This window comes from Amycolatopsis albidoflavus (assembly GCF_039525725.1).
In the GTDB taxonomy this organism is placed as follows: Bacteria; Actinomycetota; Actinomycetes; order Mycobacteriales; family Pseudonocardiaceae; genus Amycolatopsis; species Amycolatopsis albidoflava.
Genome location: NZ_BAAAHV010000005.1, coordinates 698,239 through 719,643 on the forward strand (window position 1 = coordinate 698,239; position 21,405 = coordinate 719,643).

A 21,405-nucleotide genomic window follows, 5' to 3' on the forward strand; every position below is an offset into this window, starting at 1 on the left:
AGGGAGGCTCGTGTGCCCCGGATCGCGTTGTGCCAGCTCAACTCGGGCGACGACCCGGAAGAAAACCTGAAAACGGTTCGCTCCGGCGTGGAGGGCGCCGCTGCCGCCGGAGCGCGCGTGGTGGTGTTCCCGGAGGCGACGATGGCCCGCTTCGGCCGCCCGCTGGCTCCGGTGGCGCAGCCGCTGGACGGTCCGTGGGCGTCGGCGGTGGCTTCGATCGCGGCGGAGCACGACGTGCTGGTGATCGCGGGGATGTTCACGCCCGCCGACAACGGCCGGGTGCGGAACACGCTGCTGGTCACCGGGCTGGGGCAGCATCTCGGGTACGACAAGATCCACCTGTACGACGCGTTCGGGTTCGCGGAGTCGGACACTGTCGCACCGGGGTCGGAGGTCGTGACGTTCTCCGCGGAGGGGACCGTGTTCGGCGTCGCTACCTGCTACGACCTGCGGTTCCCGGAGCTGTTCCGGCGGCTGGCCGACGACGGGGCGGACGTGGTGGCGGTTCCGGCTTCGTGGGGCGCGGGCGCCGGGAAGCGGGAGCAGTGGGAAGTGCTGGTGCGCGCGCGGGCGCTGGATTCCGGGTGCTGGGTGGCGGCTTGCGGGCAGGCTGATCCTTCGGTGACGGGGGTGGAGGTCAATCCGAAGGCGCCGACCGGGATCGGGTACTCGCTGGTGGCGGACGGTTTCGGCCGGGTGGAGGCGCAGGCTGGGGCCGGGGTGGAGATGCTGGTGGTGGACGTGGAGCCGGAGGTGGCCGGGAAGGCTCGGACGGCTACTGGGGCGTTGGCGAACCGGCGGCTGTGAATTCGCGGCCGCTTCAGGAACCCGAGTGGCGGAAGGACGCGATGACTGACCACGGCATGATCACGGTCGCCAGCGCCTGGTCCGTCGGAGTGACGATCGACCGGTTGGAAACCGCGCTCGCCGGCGCGGGCCTGCTCGTGTTCGCCCGGATCGACCACGCGGGCAACGCGGCTCGAGCCGGGACGGAACTGCGGCCGACCGAACTGCTGATCTTCGGCCATCCGAAAGGCGGCACCCCGCTCATGCTGGACCGGCAGACCAGCGGCATCGACCTTCCGGTGAAGGCACTCGCCTGGCAGGACGAAGCAGGACAGGTCTGGCTGACGTACAACGACGCGCGGTGGCTCGCCGACCGGCACGGGCTCGGCGCCGGAAGCGAGCAAGCACTCGAAGCCATCGAGTCAGGCCTGGCACATCTCGTCGAGCGGGCAGCGGCTCCCTAGCCGCCGGAACACCCGCGAAACCTCAGCGCAGCAACCCTTCCCGGATCGCCACCCGCACGAACCCCGCCCGGCGTCGTTCCCCCGTCTTGTCCCGGATCCGGTCCAGATACGACCGGACCGTCCGGACGCTGATGTCCAGGATCTCCGCCACGTCGACGTCCCGCTCCCCCGCCGCCACCAGGCGCAGGACCTGCTTTTCCCGTTCCGAAAGCACGATCTTCGGTCCCGCGTGCCGTTCGTCGCTGTCCTGGATGATCATCCCGGCCAGCGTCGGCGAGACGTAGGCGTTGTCCTCCGCGATGGTCCGGATCGCGCGCAGCAGCTCGTCCCCGTCGACGTCCTTCGACAGGAATCCCTTGGCGCCGGCCTGCATCGCGCCGAGGACTTCCGGCTGTTCCGCGTGCGCGGACACCACGAGCACCTTGTGCCCCATCTGCCCCACCTCGAGCACCGCGGCCGCGTCCTGGACGCCGCGCAGTTTCAGGTCGAGCACGACCACGCTGCCCGGCGGCTGGTCCTGTACCGCGAACCGCGCCACGGAGTCGGCTACCGCGACCAGTTCGATGTCCGGGGCCTCGTTCAGCACGCGTGCGACCGCGTCCCGGTACAGCGGGTGGTCTTCGATCACCCCGACCTGGATGGGTCCGCTCCGGCGCCGCCCCTCGTCGGCTTTCACCTCAGTGTTTCCTTCCCCACCAGCCCGCGGCGGATGGCTTCTTTCACGAGGCCGGGGCGCCGCCGTTCGCCGGTCTTGTCGCGGATCCGGTCGAGATAGCCGCGCACGGTGCGGACGCCGATGTCGAGGATCCGCGCGATGTCGACGTCCCGTTCCCCTGCCGCGACGAGCCGCAGCACCTGCACTTCGCGCGGCGACAGCTCCATTTCCGGCCGCGTGACCGGGCGATCGGTGTTGTCCTTGATGATCATTCCGGCGACGACGGCCGACACGTACGCGCCGCCGCCCGCGACCGCGCGGATGGCGATGAGCAACTCGTCGACGTCGACGTCCTTCGACAGGAATCCCTTGGCGCCGGCGGCGATCGCGGCCAGCACCGTCTCCGGTTCGGCTTGCGCGGACACCACCAGCACGTGATGGCCCAACTCCGCCACTTCGAGCACCGCGGCCGCACCGGCGACGCCCGGCAGGCCGAGATCGAGGAGGACGACGCTCCCGGCCGGCTGGCGCGCGACGTGGAAACGGGCCACCGAGTCGACCACCGCGCCCAGTTCGACGTCCGGCGCTTCGATGAGGACGCGCTCCACCGAACGGCGGTACAGCGGATGGTCTTCGATCACGGCCACCTGGACGGCACCGGGAGCCAGCGGTTCCGGTTCCGGCTCCCCCACGTCACTGGGTCGCTGCGCTGTCGTGGTCACCGGCTCGCTCACCCCGTTCCCGCAGGCTGCCGGGCCGCGGCGGGATCGAGCGCGGGACCGGTCGGCATCAGCGCGAGAAGCCCGCCCGCGACCGGATGCCCGGACCCAGAACCGTAGCCCAGCGACGTGAGCGCCGTCCCGTTCGCCACCGGATATTTTCGTCCTGTGTCCGTGACGAGATAAATCGTGCCGGACCCGGCGTCCGTCGCGACCGCGCCGCGCGAGGGCGGAACGTAGACGACATCCGCGACCCTGGCGTCGGTCCGGCTCTGCACCGGCAGCGCGCGGGCGCCTGCCGGGACCGGCAGATCCGCCGAGACCGTCACGCGGCCGTTCTGCGCGCACAGGGTCACCGCGCTGCCGGTGATCGGCGCCTTGCCGGGGATCCGGTCCGGATAGGCCGCCGGATCCGCGCCGCCGGAACGGGATTCGCTCACCTTCTTCACCGCCGCGACGTCCGCCGCGCGCACCCGCGCCGGTTCCGGGCGGCCCGAGTACGCCGATTCGTTCGCCGGGGTCGTGACGAGCAGCGCGGCCTGGGTCTGGCCGACGGGTTCGAGACCGTCCGGGCGGACGAGGTAGTAGGTCGAGGCGGTGGCCGCCCCGGCCATCGGGTCGACGACCGACAGCACCTGGCCGACGCGCGTCTCCTGCGTGCCGACGCGCGGGCCGCGGTTTCCGGCGCCGTCGACCGGGATCTCGCCGAGGTCCCGTCCGGCGGGCACGGTGTCGATCCAGCGCGCGGACACCGTGATCGTCGGATAACTGTCGAATTGCAGCGCCGCCGCGGCTTCGTCGCTCAGCCGGTACCGGTGGCCGCCCGCGAGGAGGAACCGGCCGCCCTGCGGGACGCGGACGATCACGCCCGAATCGCGCGGCAGTTCGACCCCGGACGCCGCCGCTTCCAGCAGCACGGCGACGAGCGGTTCGGCCGAGGCGGGCGCGTCCTGGGTGGTGCGGCTGCAGCTGGTCCACGGGGTGGTGATCAGCGTGCTGGGCAACGAATCCGGCGCGCCGACGATCCCGATCTGCGTCCCGCGCGGGGCGGTGCCGAGCTTTTCGGCGGGAACTGTGACGGTCTCATGGCCGTTGCCGCCCGCCAGCAGCCGCGCGGACGCGTAGTTGAGCACCGGGTGCACCGCACCGTCCGCGCCGAGCACGAATCTCGCCCCGCTGTCCGCTTCCACGATCACTTTGCCGCCGGCCAGCCAGTCCTTCCCGCCGGACGGGCTGACCAGGCCGATCACCCCGAACACCGCGGTCACGAGCAGGGCCGCGCCGACGCCGAGCACCGTGCCGAGCACGAGCCGGCGGCTGGGCGACACCGGATGGTTGGCGTCCGCGGCGACGAGCGCGGACACGAGACGGCGGCGCAGGAACTGGTACGCCTGGATCTGGTCCCGCTGCGTCCACACGCTGTCCCGGCCCCCTGGAGATCACATCCGCTTCTCGCGCAGGCTAGACAGCTCCGCCGGGCGCGCACGAGGGTAATTTTTACGCCCACGCGCCCGCGCGGGGACGCTAGCGTTCGCGGGGCCGGGTCGCTGCCCGGGGAAGAGGGGAATGCGTTGTCCGTGTCCGCGCCGCCTGCCCCGGCTCCTGCCCGCGCTCCCGGGACCGCCGGGATTTCGGGCACCGCGCCGTGGCCGTGGCTGCTGCCGATCCGCCCGCTGCAGGCAGCCGGGTGGGAGATTGCCGCGCTGGCGCTGCTGCTCGCGTTCACCGTGCACGGCCTGGCCGAGCCGGTACGGATCACCGTCGCCGCGCTGGCCGGGCTGCTGGTGGTGACGACGTCGGTGCGGGTCGCCGGACGGCATTTCGCCGGGTGGGCGTGGACGTGGCTCGCGCATCGCCTGCGCCGGCACGACAGCCGCCGCCACAGCCCGGACGCTTTGCTGCGCATCGCCGGTCCGGTGAAGGTCCGCCAGCACGTCGACCGCGCGGGCAACCGCTTCGGCGTCGCCGAGGTCGACGGCGACTGGAGCGCGATCGTCCGGCTCACCCCTGGTGCCGGGGAACCGTCGACGGACGAACTGCTGGCGATCCTCCGCACGACATTCCAGAACACGGACATCCCGCTGGCCGCCGCGCAGCTGCTGACTTGGGCGGTGCCAAGGGATTCGCGGGTGTACCGGGTGCGCTGGCTCGCGGTGCGCTACCGGCCGGAGGACGCGCCGATCGCCGCCCTCGCGCGCGGCGGCGGTGAACTGGGGGCGTTGCGGAGTACCGCGAGCGCGGCGTTGAGTTTGATGGTGGCGCTGGCGGAGTCGGGGTATCCGTCGACGGTGCTGGAGGCCGGTGAGCTGACCAACGAGCTTCGGGTGGCGTTGGGGGTTTCGACCGGCGATCCGGAGTCGGACGGGGATTTGTGGCGCGCTTGGAAGTGGGGCGGGCTTACGCAGACGTGCTATTCGCCTCGGTCCGCGCGGGGTCTTGCGCGGACGCTCGGGGTGGCGGTGCCGGGAGCGGCGTTCACCGCCACGTCCGCGACGCTGCGGCGGACGCCGGGCGGGCGGGAGAAGCTGGAGCTGACCATTCGGGTGGGGGCTCGAGCGGTGGAAGTACCGGTGCCGCAGGGGGTTTCGGTGGTTCCGCTGCACGGCGGGCACGGGGCCGCGGTGCGGCGGACGTTGCCGCTCGCGCTGACCTGAGCACCACGGTCACGCGGTCTTCGTACGAAACGACCGCAGCCCCCACGTGTAACCGGCACCGGCGATAACCACGCACCACGCCAGCGCGAACAGCACGTCGCTGCCGGCCGGAACGCCGGTCAGCAACGCCCGGACGCTGTTGACCACCGGAGTGAACGGCTGGAATCCGGCGAACCAGCGAATACCGGCCGCCATCGACTCCGTCGGCACGAACGCGCTGGACAGGAACGGCAGCACCGTCGAGATGATCTGGGTCAGGCTGTTGGCCCCGGTGGGAGTCTTGGCCGCCAAGCCGATCGCGACCGCCAGCCAGGTCAGCGCGAACGCGAAGGCGAGCACGATCCCGGCCGCGGCGAGCCAGCCGAGCGGGCCGCCGCCGGGGCGGAATCCGACGAGCAGCGCGACCAGGGTGAGCAGGACAGCCGCGAGCGCCGTGCGGACGACGCCGCCGACGACGTGTCCGGTGAGGACCGCGCCGCGGGCGATGGGCATGGTGCGGAAGCGGTCGATGATGCCTTCGGACATGTCGGTGGACACGCTGACGGCGGACGGCAGAGCCCCAGCGGCGACGGTCATGACGAGGATGCCGGGCGTGAGGAAGTCGACGTAGCTGAGCGCGCTGCCGGACCCGCGCAGACCCGCTCCGACGTAGCCGCCGAACACGTAGACGAACAACACGAACATGAGCACCGGCAAGGCGACCGAGGCGGCCACGAACAGCGGGTAGCGGACGAGATGCCGCAGCTCCCGGCCGACCATCGCGGACGAGTCGGCGATCGTCATCGGGTCCTCCCGAGGTCTGCGGCGGTCGTGGTGAAGGCGAAGAACACGTCGTCGAGGTCGGGCGTGTGCACCGTGACGTCCTCGACGTCGACGCGGTCGGGAATCCGGTCGAGGACTCGTTTGATCGCTCCGCCGCCGTCGGTCATCGGCACGCGCAGGGTGAGCGCGTCTTCGTCGGAAGTGCTGCCGGCGAGCGCCAGCGCCGCGGTGCGGAGATCGGCGGGCGTCGCGAACCGAAGCGTCAGGTGCGCGCCGGGAACGCGTTGTTTCAGCTCGGCGGGAGTGCCCGCCGCGACGATACGGCCGTGGTCGAGCACGGCGACGCGCTCGGCGAGTTCGTCGGCCTCTTGGAGGTACTGGGTGGTGAGGAAGACCGTCACGCCTTCGGCGACGAGTTCGCGGACGATCTGCCACATCGTCTGCCTGCTGCGCGGGTCGAGCCCGGTGGTCGGCTCGTCGAGGAAGATCAGGGCCGGGTCGCCCATCAGCGTCATCGCGATGTCGAGCCTGCGGCGCATCCCGCCGGAGTACGCCGAAGGAGGGCGGGCGGCCGCGTCGGCGAGATCGAACCGTTGCAGCAAGCGACGAGCGCGCGCACGTCCCTCGGTGCGGGACAGATGGCCGAGTTTCGCCATCAACAGCAGGTTTTCCTCGCCGGTGAGCATGCTGTCGACGGCCGCGAACTGACCGGTCACGCCGATCCCGGCACGCACCTCGGCGGGTGCCGCGCGCAGGTCGTGCCCCAGCACTCGCGCGCTCCCGGAGTCAGGAAGCCGGAGTGTGGACAGCAGCTGCACCAGTGTTGTCTTGCCGGAACCGTTCGGACCGAGGAGCGCGAACACCGTTCCGCGCGGCGCGGCGAACGAAACCCCGTCCAGCGCGACGGTTTTCCCGAAGGTCTTGCGCAGCCCGGTCGCGACGATCGCGTCGGTCACGACTCGCGTCCCGCGCGAAGGAGCCGTTCCAGCTCGGCCTCGGCGTCGCTGCTTCCCGCGTCGGACAGCCGCTGAAGCTCGCGCAGGTCGCGGTTCGCCACCGCTCGACGGGTCAGCAGCCGTCCGGCGTACTCGCTGCCCTCGTCGAGCAGTTCGGACAGCTGCGCCAGGTCGCCGCAGCCGTCGGCGAGGTCGGCGAGGCGGTCCAGTGCGGTCTCGTTGCCCTCGTCGGCGAGCGCGCGCAGGGTGTCGTAATCAGCCATGCCGCCAGCTTCCAACCTTGCCCCGGGGACAAGGTCAAGAGCGATACTGGGGCATGCTCACCATCGGCCAGCTCGCCCGCCAAGCCGGGGTTTCGGCCAAGGCTGTCCGCGTCTACCACGCCAAAGGGCTCCTCCCCGAGCCCGAGCGCGACGCCTCCGGGTATCGCCGTTACGACGCGCAGGCGGTCATCGATCTGGCCCGCATCGTCACGCTCGCCCAGGCCGGCGTCCCGCTGGCGCGCATTCCCCAGGTGCTCGACGCCGACGAGACCGCGATTGAGCAGATCGACGCCGAATTGCGCGACCGGATCCGGCAGCTTCAGCGACGTCGCGTCCGGTTGCGGGATCTCGACCGGCCCGATCGGCTCTGTCTCCCGCCGGAAGCCGTCGCGTTCATGGAGCGGCTGCGGCCGATCGGGCTGTCCGAACGCCACGAGAACGCGATCCGCGACGGCTGGATCCTCGCCTGCGCGCTGGCCCCGGACGTCAGCAGCGCGATCCTCGCCAGCCGGACCGCGTTGCTGGACGATCCGGAGTACGTCGCGGTCCTGCGCGATTACGACGAGGCGATCGACTGGAGTCCCGACGATCCCCGGCTCGAAGCGATCGCCGTCACCGCGGCGGCGCTCGCGCGGCGGATGCCGTTGCCGTCTGATCTGCCGGACTTCCGGAAGGTGCCCCGCCAAGTCGTCGAGCTGCTCTCCGGGCACCGCGGCAGCCCCGCGTGGAAACGTCTCGACCAGCTCGTCACGCAACGGCTCAGCGAAGCGAAGAACGCGACGTCGGAGCCAAACGAAGCCGCTGCACCTGATCGGTCGTAGGCAACCCGCGCTCAAAAGCCCGCAGCGCGGCCAGGTCAGGGAAAACCCAGACTCCCACCCGGACGTTCTCTCCTTCCCGCACCGGAAGCGCGCGGAAGGTGTTCTCCGCTGGTTCGGTGACGAAGGACGCGAACGGCTTGGGGAAGTCGGCAGAAGCCGGGCCGATCAGCACCAGGATTCGTGATGACGCAGCATCGACGGGCCTGGGCAAAGGCGGGAAGTCAACTTCGGGGCGGAGCAACAGGACGTTGTCGCTGTCGAGCATGGTGGCGTTGGCGGCGTCGCGGTGTTTCCGCCAGGCCTCGCCTTCGAGGTAGAACGCGGTCAGTGCGGCGTGCCGGGCCGTCATGTCCGCGAAGGAACGGAACCACACGAAGCGGTCCGGATCGTCCTCGTCCCGGAATTGGCCGACGACCGTGCAGCCTGCCGCTTCCTGCGGTTCCAGCAGCTCACGGTCGAAAAGATCGATCAGGACGTCCCGCTGTCCAGGACGGAGGGTGTACTGGCGGAGTTCCACGACGGTCACCGCAGCGAATCTGCCACCGCGCCGACGCCGGCACGAGTGGCAGGACTGACTCCTTCCGCATAATTCCTGCCGTATCCTCGATACCATGCGAACCGTCGGGGTCGCGCTGGTCGACGACATGCCGCTGTTCGAGCTGGCCATCGCGGCGGAGGTGTTCGGGCCGTCCCGGACCGACCTCGCCGACCCCTGGTACGAGCTGCGGTTCTGCGCGGCGAAGCCGGAAACCCGCACCGAGTTCGGCTTCCGGCACCACGCCGGCCACAGTCTCGACGCGCTCAAGGACGCCGATACCGTGCTGGTGCCCGCTTTGCCGTATGCGTGTGTCCAAACTGGACAGCCCATCCCGGCGAATCTGGTCAGCGCGATCCGAGAGGCCGCGGACGCGGGCGCAAGGATCGTTTCGCTGTGCACCGGCGCGTTCGCGCTCGCGGCGGCGGGGCTGCTGGACGGCCGGCGTGCGGCGACGCATTGGATGTACGCCGCCACGCTCGCCATGCTGCACCCGCAGGTCCAGGTGGACGCGTCGGTGCTCTACGTGGACGACGGGCAGGTGCTCACCAGCGCCGGACGCAGTGCGGGGATCGACCTGTGCCTGCACGTCGTGCGCAACGACCTCGGCGCGCACGTCGCCAACGAGGTCGCGCGCCGGATGGTGCTGCCCGCGCATCGCGGCGGCGGGCAGGCGCAGTACGTTTCCGCCACCGTGCCGGAGACCGACGACGCCGGGCTCGGTCCGGTGCTGCACTGGGCGACGCGACACCTCGACCAGCCGTTGACTGTCGAGCAGTTGGCCCGCCAGGCCGGAGTCAGCCCGCGCACGTTCGTCCGCCGGTTCCACGAAGCCACCGGGACGACGCCGTTGCAATGGCTGCTCGACCAGCGCGTTTTGCACGCCCGCAGCCTGCTGGAATCCACTGACCTGCCGATCGGCCTGATCGGCGAACGCAGCGGCCTCGGCTCGGCGGCCAACCTCCGCCGCCACTTCACACTCCGGCTGGGGACGGCTCCGACGGACTATCGGCGCGCGTTCCGCGAGTGAGCCCGATCGCGGTCAGCCCGGCCGCGACGGTCAGGCCGACGGCCGTCCAGCACGCGACTTTTACCTCGGTGGCGAGGAAAACCGTTGTCAGCACGGCGACTCCGACAGTTCCGCCGAGCTGCTGCACCGCGTTCAGCAGACCCGCCGCCGAACCTGTTTCCGAAGGACGCACGAGGGCCAATGCCGCAGTGAAGAAGGGCACGGTGAACAACCCGGTTCCCGTTCCCGCGATCGCCAGCGAGAGCAGCAGCGGCCAGCCCAAAGCGATCCCGGCGATCCCCACGGCCAGGAATCCCGCGCCGGCAAAGAGAATCCGGGTGCCGAAACGCGGGACCAGCCAGCGTCCGGCCGCAAAGGACGATACCGCCAGCCCGCACGACCACGGCAGCAACGAGAGTCCGGCGGTCCGGGCGTCCGCGTGCTGGGTCAGTTGCAGGAACAGGACGACGACCTGGGTCAGGCCGGTCATCACGGCGAAGAACAGCACTGACGTCAGCAGCCCTGAGGGGAAACCCAGGCCGCGGAAGAGGCCGCGCTCGATCAGACCACCGCGAAACCGTTGCTGCAGAGCGAAAACCACCAGTACAACCACTCCGGCGGAGACGAGGTAGCCGTTCCACTGCGTGAGGAGCGGATAGACCACCAGCCCGGCACCCACGACGACCAGGCCGGTCCCGAGCAGGTCGAGTCGCGGCCGGGCAGCCGAACGGTCCTCCGTGAGCAGCCCGGACGCGGCGAGCACGGCGAGTCCGAGCGGGACGTTCACCAGGAACACCGACCGCCACGTCCAGGCGTCGGTCAGCAGCCCGCCGAGGACCGGACCGCTCACCGCGGCCAGTCCCATCACCGGGCCGATCATGCCGAGCGCCCGCGCCCGGGCCGCGCCGTCGAACAGGACGCGGATCAGCCCGATCGTCTGCGGGATCACCAAGGCCGCCGAAGCTCCTTGCAGCGCCCGGAAAACGAGCAGGAACTCCGGCGTGGTCGCGGCCGCGCACAGGGCCGAGGCGAGGACGAAACCGGCCATGCCGAACTGGAAAGTGCGGCGCCGGCCGAGAATGTCGCCGAGGCGTCCGCCGGTGATCAGCAAAAGCGCGAACGGCAGCGTGTATCCGACGGTGTAGAAGGAGATCGCACCGCCCAGTTCGGCGTGCACCGCGGGCGCGGCGACCTGGACGATGGTGGTGTCGAGGAGGTTCATCGCTTCCGCGACGAGCAGGACCGCCAGCGCGGTCCAGCGGCGTGAATCGTTCATGCCGCCAGCCTGGGCAGCAGCCCGGCAAGGTTCCAGCCACCGGCGCGAACGAGCAGAAATCTTCCACTCAGGACAGTGTGGTGCAGAATCAAGCCATGCTCGACGACCTCGACCACGCCCTCGTCCACGCGCTCCAGATCGACGGCCGCGCCCCGTTCGCGCGGATCGGCGCCGTCCTGGGCGTCTCGACGCAGACCGTCGCCCGCCGCTACCGGCGGCTGCGCGCCGAAGCCGGACTGCGCGTCGTCGGGCTGGCCGCGCCGCATCGCGCCGGACAGACGCAGTGGCTCGTGCGACTCACCGTCGTGCCGGCGGTCGCGCAGCGGGTCGCCGACGCACTCGTCCGGCGCACCGACACGACGTGGGTCAAGCTCGCTGGCGGCGGTACGGAAATCTGCGTCATCGTCAATAGTGCCAACGACTCCGGGCACGGGCTGCTGCTGCACGACATCCCGCGCACGACCGGGATCACCGCCGTCTCCGCGCACCAGCTGCTGCACCTGTACCACGGCGGCCCCACGGCCTGGCTAGGCCGCGCCGACGTCCTGACCGACACCCAACGCCGTCAATTGGAACCGGAAACCCGCGCCACGCCTGCCGAAGCAACCGCAACCGACGCTCCCCTGCTCACCGCTCTGCAGCGAGACGGCCGCCTCGGTCAAACCGAACTGGCGGCCATTACGGGGTGGTCCGCCGCCACCGTCGCCCGCCGGATCGCCGACCTGCGCGCGGCGGAAACCCTTTATTTCGACGTGGAAATCGACGCCCGGCTCTTCGGCGCGACCACCCAGGCTCTGCTGTGGATGGCGGTCGCCCCCGCGGATCTCGACACCGTCGCCACCGAACTCGCCACCCACCGCGAGCTAGCCGTCGTCGCCGCCACCACCGGGCCGACGAATCTCCTCGCGCACGCCCTCTGCGCCGATCCCCCGGCGCTGCACCGCTACCTCACCCACCGGCTCGGCGCGCTGCCCGGCATCCGTTCCTGCGAAACCGCGCCGGTCCTGCGCACACTGAAAGCCGCGAGTCCGCTCAGCCGCTGACCGCCTCGTACACCCCGGCGATCAACGCCACGAACGGCACCAGCGACAACAGCACCAGGAATTCCGAGATGTCCAGCAACCGCGACCAGTACGGCGACCGCACCCCGCGCGCGACCCGCGTCGCGTAGAACAGCGACACCACCGCGGCCAGCACCAACGCCAGCCCGACCGCGAGCAGCGCGATCCGCTGATTAGTCGCGATCAGCCAGAAACCCGCCGTCAGCAAGGCAATGAGGCCGAAGCCGACCAGCACCAGCCGCTGCGTGCGGCCCGCGTACGAGCGCGACCGCTGGATCCACGCCGTCCCCACGAGCGCGGCCAGCCCGGCTTCCCACGGCCCTCCGGTGGCGAGCACGATCGACGAGCCGATCACCACCAGTCCGAGCGCCACCAGCAGGCTCGTGAGCAGTGCCTGCGCATACGTGGTCCGCCCGGCCATTTCCACGCCGAGCGACGGCTGTTCGTTGGCACGGAAGGATTCCATGTCGTCCGGCACGCGCGGAAGCGGCATCCGGCCCAGCCGCAGCGCGAGCATCGGCGCGACAGCCGCCAACGCCGTCGCCAACACTGCCGCGACAGCCGCAGCGGCGACCGGCTTCGCACCAGTCAGCAGCACCACGCCGGTCGCGATCGCGCCAATCCCGGCCGAACCGACGACCGCCACGAAGAACGGCAACCGGTCAGCCACCGAAACCGCGGCCAGCACCCCGTAAACAGTCACCGCCGCGAGCCCCGCGGCAAGCGGTCCGGCAGAAAGCGAGAACATCGAATGCGGTGGCAGCAAAGACATTCCGGCCAGGAACGCCACGCCGACCCCAGCCAGCGCACCAGCCGCGCCCGCGCCCGAATCGCCGTACGCCCGGCTCAACGCGCCGCCGCCGAGCAGCAGCACGATCGCGAGCAGCCCGGTGCCGATCGGCGCGAGCACACTGCCCGCCAGCGAGGCCTGGATCAGCAGCCCGCCCGTGAACAACAGCACCGCGGCCGCCGTGATCCCGGCTCGGCGAGCGACCTTCGGCCCCCACGTGGTCGACGCGGACTCTCCGACGCTCGCGATCGAATCGACCACGTCGTCGAACAGCAACGGACCCCGCGGACGTTCGCGCGGGGTCAGGTGCAGCACTTCGCCGTCGCGCACCTGCGCGGCGGCCACGGTGAGCCCGAGCGCGAGCGGCGCGCCGCCGAGCCGCGACAGCACCCAGCCCGGATGCTCGGCCGACGCCTGCCCGGCCGCCCCGGCGAGCCGGACCAGCTGCGGCACCAGTTCGGCGAACGTGCTCTGCTGCGGCAGCGCGACGTCCACCCTGGCGCGCGGGGTGACGATCGTGACGCGCCGGGTCGACCCGGCGACGGCCGGCGCGCTCACAGCTGGGACCTGGACGCCTCGATCACCGGGGCGAACTTCGCGCTGCTCGCCTCGGCGAGCTTCTGCAGGCCGGCGTTCACCGCTTCGAGGACGATCTCCGACAGCGTGCGCGCGTCGTACTCGCGGATCGCGCGCTGGTCGATGTCGACCGAGGTGAACCGGCCGTCGCCGCGCAGCGTCACGGTCACCTCGTTCTGCCGCGAAGCCGCCTTGACCTCCATCGCCTCGACCGTGCGCTGGATCCGCTGCACCTCTTCGGTCTGCTTGCGGACCTGCGCGAGCAGGTCGTCCATGTCCGGCACGGCATACGGTTCAGTCACCGTCGTTCTCCTTCTCCTGCGGGGTTTCCCGGCGGACGTGCACGCTGGCGACGAACTTCCGGAAGTCGGGGACGAGCGTGCGCGCGTCCTGCGGATCGGCCGTGCAGACCAGTTCCAGCACCACCCGCCCGGCCGGACCGGGCACGGTCAGGAACACCTGGATCTGCAGCAGATCCTGGCCTTCGCCGGTGCGCATCCGCAAGGTCTGGGTGCAGCCGGGAGCGGCGGGACTGCCGACCTCCTGGCGGTCGAGGACGTCCAGCAGCGCCATCGTCCGGCCGAGCCGCTCGACGGCTTCGTCGGCGATGTCCTTCATCAGCACGGAATCCTCGCGCTGCTGGATGCCGAGCGTGATGTTCGGCGTGAAGTCCGCGACCGGGTTCGGGTGCACCGCGACGAAAACCAGCCCGGGCGCGATCGGCGGCACCGGCGTCCAGCCCTCGGGGACGTCGAAGCCCAGCGGGAGCGTCACCAGATCGGCCATGGCGCTCACCAGGAACCCACATACTGCGCCGCGTCGTCCCAAGCCCCGCCGAGTGCGTTGGCCGCCTCGCTCGCCGCATCGCCGACCGCGTCGACCGCCGCACCGCCGTATTCGCTGACCGCCGCGCCTACCTTCGGCAGGTCGATGTCGATCTTCGCGCCAAGCCCGGCACCGAGCCCCAACGCGGCACCGGCCTTGAAGTTCATCTTCAGATGCCCGTTGTCATACACGAACTGCCCGTCGAGCTGAGCGCCGATTCCATATTGGACACTCCCGCTCGCGCCGACGCCGACCCCGGCTACGTCAGCCGCGACCTGGCCCTCCAGCTTGCCGCCCGCGAAAGCGTTGGCGTGCACGCCAAGCCCGTGGATCCCCAGCTGCCCCGAAGCGCTGACCTCGCCGCCCGCGAACGCGGACCCGCGAGCGCTGCCGTGCGCGACGCCGTAGCTTCCGCTGGTCCCGATGTCCTCCCGGAACCCCAGTTCAGCGTGGCCGGAAGCCTTCGCGTCCCAGCCCTGCGAGGAGATTTTCCCGTCGTACTCCGGAATGAAGCCGTCTTGCTCGTGCGCGGTCTTGTAGTAGGTGATCTCGGTAGCGCGGGCGATCTCGCTCTTCAGCTTCGGCTGTCCGAACGGCGTGTCGGCCTTCTTCGGCGCGCGAGTGCCTTCCAAACCGTTCCAGGTCAGCTTCTTCCAGCCGGAATTGCCGAACCACGACGGTGCCGACCGCGGCCGCTTGCGTCCGTCGAGGGTGTCGCCGTTGACCCAGGACAGCGGGCCGTAGTTGCGTTTGCCCAGCTTGCCGGGCTTGCTCATCGGCCCGGCCCACGGCGCGGGGAACAACTCCGCCAGCGCGTCCGACAGCTCGTCGGCGACCTGCCCGGCCGCCGCGACCGCCTGTTCGCCCAAATCCCTTGCGGCGGCGATAAAAGCGCCCACCGCGTTCGGATCCGCCGAACGCGCTTGGTTGATCAGCTGTGTGCCGTACTGCTCGAACTGGGAGACAACCGAATCGACCCCAGAGCGCGCCCATCGCAACAGCTGTCCGGCCATCGACAACCGCTTGCCCTGGTCGGCCAGTTTCGTGCCGTCCTCGGTCAGCGCGTGCGCGACATCGGACGCTGCTGTCGCGTACGCGGTGTACGCAGCGCCGTCCCAGTCAGCGTGCAATGCCGTGGCAGCGTCCGCGATTTCGGTGGCTTTGCCGGTAATCGTGGACGCGTTGGTGCCACAGCGGTTCGCCGCCGCTTCGAGCGCCGCCGGGTCGCCGGTGACCCGGCGCTGGTATTCGACCAGCACCTGCCGGTAGTTCGACAGCACCGAGCTGACGACTCCGGACGCGTCCACGGCCACCGGCTACGCGCCCTTCGCGTCGATGTCGACGTGCTGCTGGAAGTGCTTGCCCTGGTAGGTGACGTCGACATCGATGTCCACGTCCTGCCCGGCCGGAGCTTCGACCGTCGACTGGCCGGTGTTCAGGTCGGTGTGGATCACGACCTCGTGCGCACCGGTCGACTGCCCCGGCACCGAAGGCGCGGGGGACGGAGCCGGATCCACGGGGATCCAGCTGTTCCCCGGGTTGGCCCCGGTCCCGGCGCCTCCGCCGGACGGCCAACCGCCAGTGCCAGCGCCAATACCACTGCCCGAAGGCCAGCCGCCGTTGGACAACGCGGGCGGGGTGTAGTTCGTGAACGACGGGTTGCCCCCAGGCACTCCCCCGCCGCTGCCGCCGATCGCCGCCTGCCCGGACGCGCTCGCGACCGGCGCGGGCATCTGCGGCGCGGTGACCGGAGTACCCGAGACCGCCGCGTTGCCCGCCGCGCCATTGGCGTCGGAAGAACCGTGGTGGAACAGCTTTTCGATGTCGCCGATGATCGTCGCGACCTGGGTGATCTGGTTCGCGAGGTCGCCCGCGCCGAGCGCCTTCAGCAGACCGCCGACCGCGGTGATGAATCCGCGGAGCGTGGCGCTGGTGGCAGTGGAAAGCGCGACCGCTGCCCCGTAGGTCCACCAGTTCGACATCAGCGACGCGACGGTCGGGTTCACCGCGGCGACCACCGACCGGTACGCCTCCTGCGCCGCCTTCACCAGGGTGCCCGAGACGCCGAGCAGTTCAGCGCCCTTCTCGATCACGTTGATGATCTTGGTGAGCTGCTCGAGCGAGTGGGAGATCTTCTGCAGCGCCGATTCCGACGCCCCGCCAGACCAGACCTTGCCGAGCTGGTCGGCGGCCTTGCTGAGCTCGGTGTAGAGCGAGGTCAGCTCGGCGGCCTTGTGCAGCAGGTCGAGGACGTGCTTGGCGATCTGCTCGGGCTGGCCGGTGACGATCTGCGGCAGCACGGTGATCGGGCCGCCGCTGGTCGCGGTGGCGTCCATCGCGCTGGAGTTCGGGAAGAACATCGGCTTCGGACCTCACTTGGTCGGGGGTTCGGGGTCAGACGGAGGCGGGCCGGTAAACGCTGACCTTGGCCAGTCCGCCGAGGCCCGGATCGACAGGGCCGTGGTTGTAGAGGGCGCCGCCGTCCCCGGCGACGCCGATCACCGGGTGGTGTTCGGGCAGCAGAAGCGGCTCCACCACGACGACGTCGCCGCTGTGCACGCCGCCGGGCACGTCGCCGAAGGTGCGCGCGGTGCCCGAATACACCTCGATCAGGCCGACGCGCGCCTGGTTGTCGGCGTCGCCGGCGAGCCAGTCGTTGAAGTCCGCGACGCCGTGGAACCGGGCGTCGGTCAGCGGATGCTCGGCGAGCCTGCCGAGGTCCGCGTCGCCGAGGTAGCGCAGCACGTTGCCGACCGAGGACGGTTCGCCGTGCGCGCCGGCGCTGTCGGTGATCGCCGCCGCGGCGAGGTGCGCGGCGTGCGGTGCTCCCCAGATCGAGGTCAGCGGCGAAGAAGACTGTGCACGGCCGCCGCCTCCGTAGCCGTCGGAAACGGCTTCGTCGGCGCTTTGGTAAGCGTCGGCGCTGTGCTTGACCAGGCCGTTGACCTCCTGCAGCAGCTGCAGCAGCGAACGCACCGCCGTCACCTGCTGCGAATGCAACGCCTCGTTCGCCGCCGCGACGACGCTGCCGAAACTGGCGAACGTCGTCGGCTGCAGGACGAGTTTTTCCAGGTCTGCGACGGCGTTGATGCCGTGGGCGATGACGGCGCCCACGTTGCCGACGGTGGAGCGCATGGCCTCCGGCTCGGCCAGGTACTCGCCGGTCGTGCCCATGGCTCTCCCTCCCGCTCCGTGCGTACGACGCACCGGTGCGGGGCGTCTGCGCAGAGCGTAAGTTCGCGCCGCCGGGCGAGCGGACGGCAAAAGTACCCACCGCGACCGGACAACAGGCGGCCAAAATACGGGGCATGAGTTCCACCCGCGACCGCCTCGGCCTGCTCGGCGAGCAGCCTGGGGAGATCATGCTGCAGTCCCCGCCGATGCTGCCCAAGAGCGGCTCCGGCGGCGTGATGCAGCTCATGATGTTCCTGCCGATGATGCTCGGCATGGGCGCGATGTCGTTCGTCTACATCGGACGCGACGGCGGGGTGATGACCTGGATCTTCGGCGCGCTGTTCGTCACCGCGATGGGCGGCATGATCGTGATGTCGCTCGGCCGCGGCGGCATGGCGAAGAAGGCGCAGATCAACGAGGAGCGCCGCGACTACCAGCGGTATCTCGCCGGTCTTCGCACGCGCGTGCGCGCGGTCGCCGACTCCCAGCGGGCCACGCTGATCGCGCAGCAGCCGGATCCGGCGGATCTGTGGGCGTACGTCGAAACCAACCAGCACTGGGACCGCCGCCGCGCCGACCGCTCGTTCGCGATGGTGCGCGCGGCCACCGGCCCGCAGCCGCTCGCGACGCCGTTGCGCGCGCCGCAGATCGCGCCGCTGGAAGAGCTGGACCCGGTTTCCTCCACCAACCTCAAGCACTTCATCCAGACTTTCTCGACCGTCGAAGGCCTGCCGGTTTCGGTTTCGCTGCGCTCGTACGCGGCCGCGACACTGTCCGGCCGGCGGTTCGACGTGCTCGGGATGACGCGCGCGGTGCTGGCTCAGCTGGTCACTTTCCACTCACCGACCGATTTGCGGGTGGCGTTCTGCGTCGCCCCGGACCGTTCGCATGACTGGGATTGGGCGAAGTGGCTGCCGCACGCCACCGCGCCGGTGCTCGCCGACGCGACCGGCCCGCGGCGGCTGTTCGCCGACAGCGCCGCGGAACTGGCGCGGTTGCTCGGCCCGGATCTCGGCGACCGCCCCGCGTTCTCGCGCCGCGGCGTCTCGGCCGACCTGCCGCACATCGTGCTCGTCGTCGACGGCGGCGACTCTCACGGCGAACCGCGGCTGCTGGCCGAAGAAGGCCGTCTGGGCGTCACAGTGCTGGAAGTCGGCGGCGACCAGCCGCGCGCGACGTCGACCGATCGCTTGCTGAGCCTGCACGTCGCACCGGATCAGCTCGGCATGGTGGTACTCGACGGCACCGAAGCGCGGCTCGGCTTCCTCGGCATGCCGGACCGGCTCGACCACGGCGCGGCCGAAGCCCTGGCCCGGATGCTGACGCCGCTGCACCACGGCGGCGCGGTGGTCAGCGAACAACCGATGTCCTCGACCTTCGGGCTGGCCGGGCTGCTCGGCATCGGCGACCCGCGCGACACCGACACGACGGTCACTTGGGCCCCGCGCGCGGCGCGCGACCGGCTGCGGATTCCGTTGGGCGTGAACCCCGACGGCCGTCCGGTCGACCTGGACCTCAAGGAATCCGCCGAGGGCGGCATGGGCCCGCACGGCCTGGTGATCGGCGCGACCGGGTCCGGCAAGAGCGAACTGCTGCGCACGCTGGTCACCGCGCTGGCCGTCACGCATTCGTCGGAAAAGCTGAACCTCGCGCTGATCGACTTCAAGGGCGGCGCGACGTTCGCCGGGATGACCAATCTGCCGCACACCTGCGCGGTGATCACGAACCTGTCCGACGACCTCGCGCTCGTCGACCGCATGGCAGACGCGCTGAACGGCGAACTACTGCGGCGGCAGGAACTTCTCCACGCGGCGGGCAACTACGCCTCGGTGCGCGACTACGAAAAAGCGCGCGCGGACGGTACTCCGCTGCAGCCATTGCCATCGCTGCTGGTGATCATCGACGAGTTCTCCGAGCTGCTGTCTTCTCGGCCAGAGTTCATCGACCTGTTCGTCGCTATCGGACGGCTAGGCCGGTCTCTGGGAATCCACCTGCTTTTGGCCTCGCAGCGCCTCGAAGAAGGCCGCCTGCGCGGGCTCGACTCGCACCTGTCTTACCGGATCGGCCTGCGGACGTTCTCCGCCGCGGAAAGCCGTGCGGTGCTCGGTGTCGCGGACGCCTACCAACTGCCGCCGGTGCCCGGTTCGGCGTACCTGAAGTCCGACAATGACACACTGATCCGGCTCAAGGCCGCATACGTCTCCGGCGAACTCCCGCCGCGCAGCCGGATCGTGCGTTCAGACGGACAACAACTCGGCGTCCTGCCATTCACGCTGGGACCGGTTGAAGTACCAGTCGCCGAACAACCCGCCGCCGAGGCTCCGGCAAAGGGAACCGGCGAAACGATCATCGGCGCGATGCTGTCCCGTTTGGAGGGACGCGGCCCGGCCGCCCACCAGATCTGGCTGCCGCCTTTGGCGGAACCGCCCACCTTGGACCAGCTGCTGCCCCCGATCGGCGAAGACCCCCGCCGCGGTTTGTGTCCCCTCGGCTGGGGCGGCAACGGCAAGCTGACCATCCCGGTCGCGTTGGTGGACAAGCCTTTCGAACAGCGTCGCGACATGCTGTGGGCGGATTTCTCCGGCGCGGCGGGCAACGCGGTGATCGTCGGCGCACCGCAAAGCGGCAAGTCGACATTGATGAAGGACATCGCGGCGATGCTCGCGCTCACCCACACCCCCGCCGAGGTGCAGTTCTTCATCCTGGACATGGGCGGCGGCGCGCTGGCCCCGATCGCCGGCCTCCCGCACGTCTCGGGCTACGCCACCCGCCGGGACCCGCAACGCTGCCGCCGAGTCGTCGCGGAACTCGTGACATTGCTGGAACAACGGGAAGAATTCTTCGCCGCGCACGGGATCGAATCGATGGCCGCTTTCCGCAGCCGCCGCGGCGAATTCACCGAAAGCAGCGACGACCGCGAGTTCGGCGACGTGTTCCTGTTCGTGGACAACTGGACCACGATTCGTTCGGAGTACGAACGCCTGGAAGAACAAATCACCGCGCTGGCGCAACGGGGTCTGGGCTTCGGCATCCACGTCCTGGTCTCGTTGAACCAGTGGATCGGCGCCCGCGCTCAGCTGCGCGACGCCATCAGCACCCGCTTCGAACTGCGCCTGGGCGACCCGGCGGACTCGTCGATCGACCGCAAGGTAGCCCAAAACGTCCCCGCCGACCGCCCCGGCCGCGGCCTCACCGCGGACAAACTGCACTTCCTCGCGGCCCTCCCGCGCATCGACGCGGACCAACGCCCGGAAACCGTCGGCGCCGGCGGCCTGGACCTGGTCCGGCGCGTCTCCGCGGCGTGGACCGGCCCGCGCGCTGCCCAGGTCCGCCTTCTGCCGCCGGAAGTCCCGCTGGACTCCTTCCCCGCCGCTCCCCGCGGCCGGATCACCCTTGGCCTGGCGGAATCGACCCTGCGCCCCGTCCACCTGGATTTCCGGACGGACCCGCACTTCCTGGCCTTCGGCGACGTCGAATCGGGCAAGAGCTCGTTGCTGCGCGCCCTCGTCACCGGCATCTGCGCGACCAACACCCCCGACGAAGCCCTGATCCTGGTCGGTGACTATCGGCGGGGCCTGCTGGGCGTGGTGGACCAACCGCACCTGCTCGGCTATGCCGGTGCGGAGAACACGCTGACGGACTTGGTGAACCAATGCGCGACCGCGATGCGCAACCGGCTCCCCGGCCCCGATGTCACGCCGGACCAACTGCGCAACCGCTCGTGGTGGCGGGGACCGGACCTCTACGTAGTCATCGACGACTACGAACTGGTCGCCACCGCCGGACGGAACCCGGTGCTGCCGTTGCTGGAATTCCTCCCGCAGGCCAGGGACATCGGCCTGCACCTGATCCTGGCCCGCTCCTCCGGCGGCGCCGGGCGGGGCATGTACGAGGCAGTGATCCAGCGGGTGCGGGAGCTGGGATCGCCCGGTCTGGTCATGTCCGGCGGCAAGGAGGAGGGCGCGCTGATGGGCGATGTGAAGCCTTCGCCGCAGCCTGCCGGGCGAGGGACGTTGGTTTCGCGACGGCATGGGACGGAACTGGTGCAGGTGGCTTGGACTAAGCCGGTGGAGGACTGA

General features: G+C 70.4%; 21 protein-coding genes. 7 read left to right on the plus strand and 14 right to left on the minus strand.

Annotation, left to right across the window (positions count from 1 at the left end):
- The first annotated feature begins 12 nt into the window (after positions 1-12).
- On the plus strand, positions 13-807 hold the full coding sequence (locus ABD156_RS07755) for a carbon-nitrogen hydrolase family protein (RefSeq protein ID WP_344268174.1): 795 nt from the start codon (positions 13-15) through the stop codon (positions 805-807).
- A gap of 41 nt (positions 808-848) precedes the next feature.
- Positions 849-1,250 (plus strand): DUF302 domain-containing protein, encoded by a 402-nt coding sequence (locus ABD156_RS07760; protein WP_344268177.1) that lies wholly within the window; start codon positions 849-851, stop codon positions 1,248-1,250.
- Positions 1,251-1,272: 22 nt separating this feature from the next.
- Here ABD156_RS07760 and ABD156_RS07765 read toward each other — a convergent pair whose 3' ends face one another.
- Genes ABD156_RS07765 through eccB form a run of 3 tightly spaced genes read right to left on the minus strand, consistent with a single transcriptional unit; the run spans position 1,273 to position 4,042 of the window.
- Positions 1,273-1,926, minus strand: a complete 654-nt coding sequence (locus ABD156_RS07765; protein ID WP_116202251.1) for a response regulator — start codon at positions 1,924-1,926, stop codon at positions 1,273-1,275.
- Positions 1,923-2,597, minus strand: coding sequence for a response regulator (locus tag ABD156_RS07770; protein ID WP_344268569.1), 675 nt, complete (start codon positions 2,595-2,597; stop codon positions 1,923-1,925). Before ABD156_RS07770 ends, ABD156_RS07765 begins: the two co-directional genes overlap by 4 nt.
- 38 nt (positions 2,598-2,635) lie before the next feature.
- A complete protein-coding gene (eccB, locus tag ABD156_RS07775) occupies positions 2,636-4,042 on the minus strand; it encodes a type VII secretion protein EccB (protein ID WP_344268182.1) in 1,407 nt (468 codons plus the stop codon).
- Between the two features lie 153 nt (positions 4,043-4,195).
- On the opposite strand from eccB, the gene ABD156_RS07780 reads away from it, so the two are divergent.
- Complete coding sequence (locus ABD156_RS07780; RefSeq protein WP_344268185.1) at positions 4,196-5,278, plus strand: type VII secretion protein EccE; 1,083 nt, start codon at positions 4,196-4,198, stop codon at positions 5,276-5,278.
- Between the two features lie 9 nt (positions 5,279-5,287).
- Here ABD156_RS07780 and ABD156_RS07785 read toward each other — a convergent pair whose 3' ends face one another.
- From ABD156_RS07785 to ABD156_RS07795, 3 genes are read right to left on the minus strand one after another with little or no spacing between them, the layout of a single operon-like run.
- Entirely contained in the window at positions 5,288-6,061 is a 774-nt protein-coding gene (locus tag ABD156_RS07785; RefSeq protein ID WP_344268188.1) for an ABC transporter permease, read from the minus strand.
- Positions 6,058-6,996 (minus strand): ATP-binding cassette domain-containing protein, encoded by a 939-nt coding sequence (locus tag ABD156_RS07790; RefSeq protein ID WP_344268191.1) that lies wholly within the window; start codon positions 6,994-6,996, stop codon positions 6,058-6,060. The genes ABD156_RS07785 and ABD156_RS07790 overlap by 4 nt, the downstream gene beginning before the upstream one ends.
- Positions 6,993-7,259, minus strand: a complete 267-nt coding sequence (locus tag ABD156_RS07795; RefSeq protein WP_344268194.1) for a hypothetical protein — start codon at positions 7,257-7,259, stop codon at positions 6,993-6,995. Before ABD156_RS07795 ends, ABD156_RS07790 begins: the two co-directional genes overlap by 4 nt.
- 53 nt (positions 7,260-7,312) lie before the next feature.
- Between ABD156_RS07795 and ABD156_RS07800 the strand changes: the two genes are divergently transcribed.
- Positions 7,313-8,080, plus strand: a complete 768-nt coding sequence (locus ABD156_RS07800; RefSeq protein ID WP_344268197.1) for a MerR family transcriptional regulator — start codon at positions 7,313-7,315, stop codon at positions 8,078-8,080.
- On the opposite strand, the gene ABD156_RS07805 is transcribed toward ABD156_RS07800, so the two are convergent.
- Complete coding sequence (locus ABD156_RS07805) at positions 8,019-8,606, minus strand: putative quinol monooxygenase (RefSeq protein WP_344268200.1); 588 nt, start codon at positions 8,604-8,606, stop codon at positions 8,019-8,021. The two genes, ABD156_RS07800 and ABD156_RS07805, sit on opposite strands and share 62 nt — an antisense overlap.
- An 85-nt stretch (positions 8,607-8,691) precedes the next feature.
- Between ABD156_RS07805 and ABD156_RS07810 the strand changes: the two genes are divergently transcribed.
- Positions 8,692-9,645, plus strand: a complete 954-nt coding sequence (locus ABD156_RS07810; RefSeq protein ID WP_344268203.1) for a helix-turn-helix domain-containing protein — start codon at positions 8,692-8,694, stop codon at positions 9,643-9,645.
- Here ABD156_RS07810 and ABD156_RS07815 read toward each other — a convergent pair.
- On the minus strand, positions 9,590-10,900 hold the full coding sequence (locus ABD156_RS07815; protein WP_344268206.1) for an MFS transporter: 1,311 nt from the start codon (positions 10,898-10,900) through the stop codon (positions 9,590-9,592). The genes ABD156_RS07810 and ABD156_RS07815 overlap by 56 nt on opposite strands.
- Before the next feature lie 95 nt (positions 10,901-10,995).
- Here ABD156_RS07815 and ABD156_RS07820 point away from each other — a divergent pair, with 95 nt between their 5' ends.
- Positions 10,996-11,943: an Lrp/AsnC family transcriptional regulator gene (locus tag ABD156_RS07820; RefSeq protein WP_344268209.1), complete on the plus strand. Its 948-nt coding sequence runs from the start codon at positions 10,996-10,998 to the stop codon at positions 11,941-11,943.
- Here the strand turns inward: ABD156_RS07820 and eccD are convergent.
- The 6 genes from eccD to ABD156_RS07850 are packed head-to-tail and all read right to left on the minus strand — an operon-like array spanning position 11,933 to position 17,326.
- Positions 11,933-13,309 carry a type VII secretion integral membrane protein EccD gene (eccD, locus tag ABD156_RS07825; protein ID WP_344268211.1) on the minus strand — a complete coding sequence of 459 codons (1,377 nt, stop codon included), beginning with the start codon at positions 13,307-13,309 and terminating at the stop codon, positions 11,933-11,935. The two genes, ABD156_RS07820 and eccD, sit on opposite strands and share 11 nt — an antisense overlap.
- Complete coding sequence (locus ABD156_RS07830; RefSeq protein ID WP_116202260.1) at positions 13,306-13,629, minus strand: YbaB/EbfC family nucleoid-associated protein; 324 nt, start codon at positions 13,627-13,629, stop codon at positions 13,306-13,308. Before ABD156_RS07830 ends, eccD begins: the two co-directional genes overlap by 4 nt.
- Entirely contained in the window at positions 13,622-14,113 is a 492-nt protein-coding gene (locus ABD156_RS07835; RefSeq protein WP_344268215.1) for a hypothetical protein, read from the minus strand. Before ABD156_RS07835 ends, ABD156_RS07830 begins: the two co-directional genes overlap by 8 nt.
- 5 nt (positions 14,114-14,118) lie before the next feature.
- Positions 14,119-15,465, minus strand: a complete 1,347-nt coding sequence (locus tag ABD156_RS07840) for a WXG100 family type VII secretion target (RefSeq protein WP_344268218.1) — start codon at positions 15,463-15,465, stop codon at positions 14,119-14,121.
- A 3-nt stretch (positions 15,466-15,468) separates the two neighbouring features.
- Positions 15,469-16,512 (minus strand): WXG100 family type VII secretion target, encoded by a 1,044-nt coding sequence (locus ABD156_RS07845; RefSeq protein WP_344268221.1) that lies wholly within the window; start codon positions 16,510-16,512, stop codon positions 15,469-15,471.
- 34 nt (positions 16,513-16,546) lie between these two features.
- Positions 16,547-17,326 (minus strand): WXG100 family type VII secretion target, encoded by a 780-nt coding sequence (locus ABD156_RS07850; protein WP_344268223.1) that lies wholly within the window; start codon positions 17,324-17,326, stop codon positions 16,547-16,549.
- 134 nt (positions 17,327-17,460) lie between these two features.
- On the opposite strand from ABD156_RS07850, the gene eccCa reads away from it, so the two are divergent.
- Positions 17,461-21,405 (plus strand): type VII secretion protein EccCa, encoded by a 3,945-nt coding sequence (gene eccCa, locus ABD156_RS07855; protein ID WP_344268226.1) that lies wholly within the window; start codon positions 17,461-17,463, stop codon positions 21,403-21,405.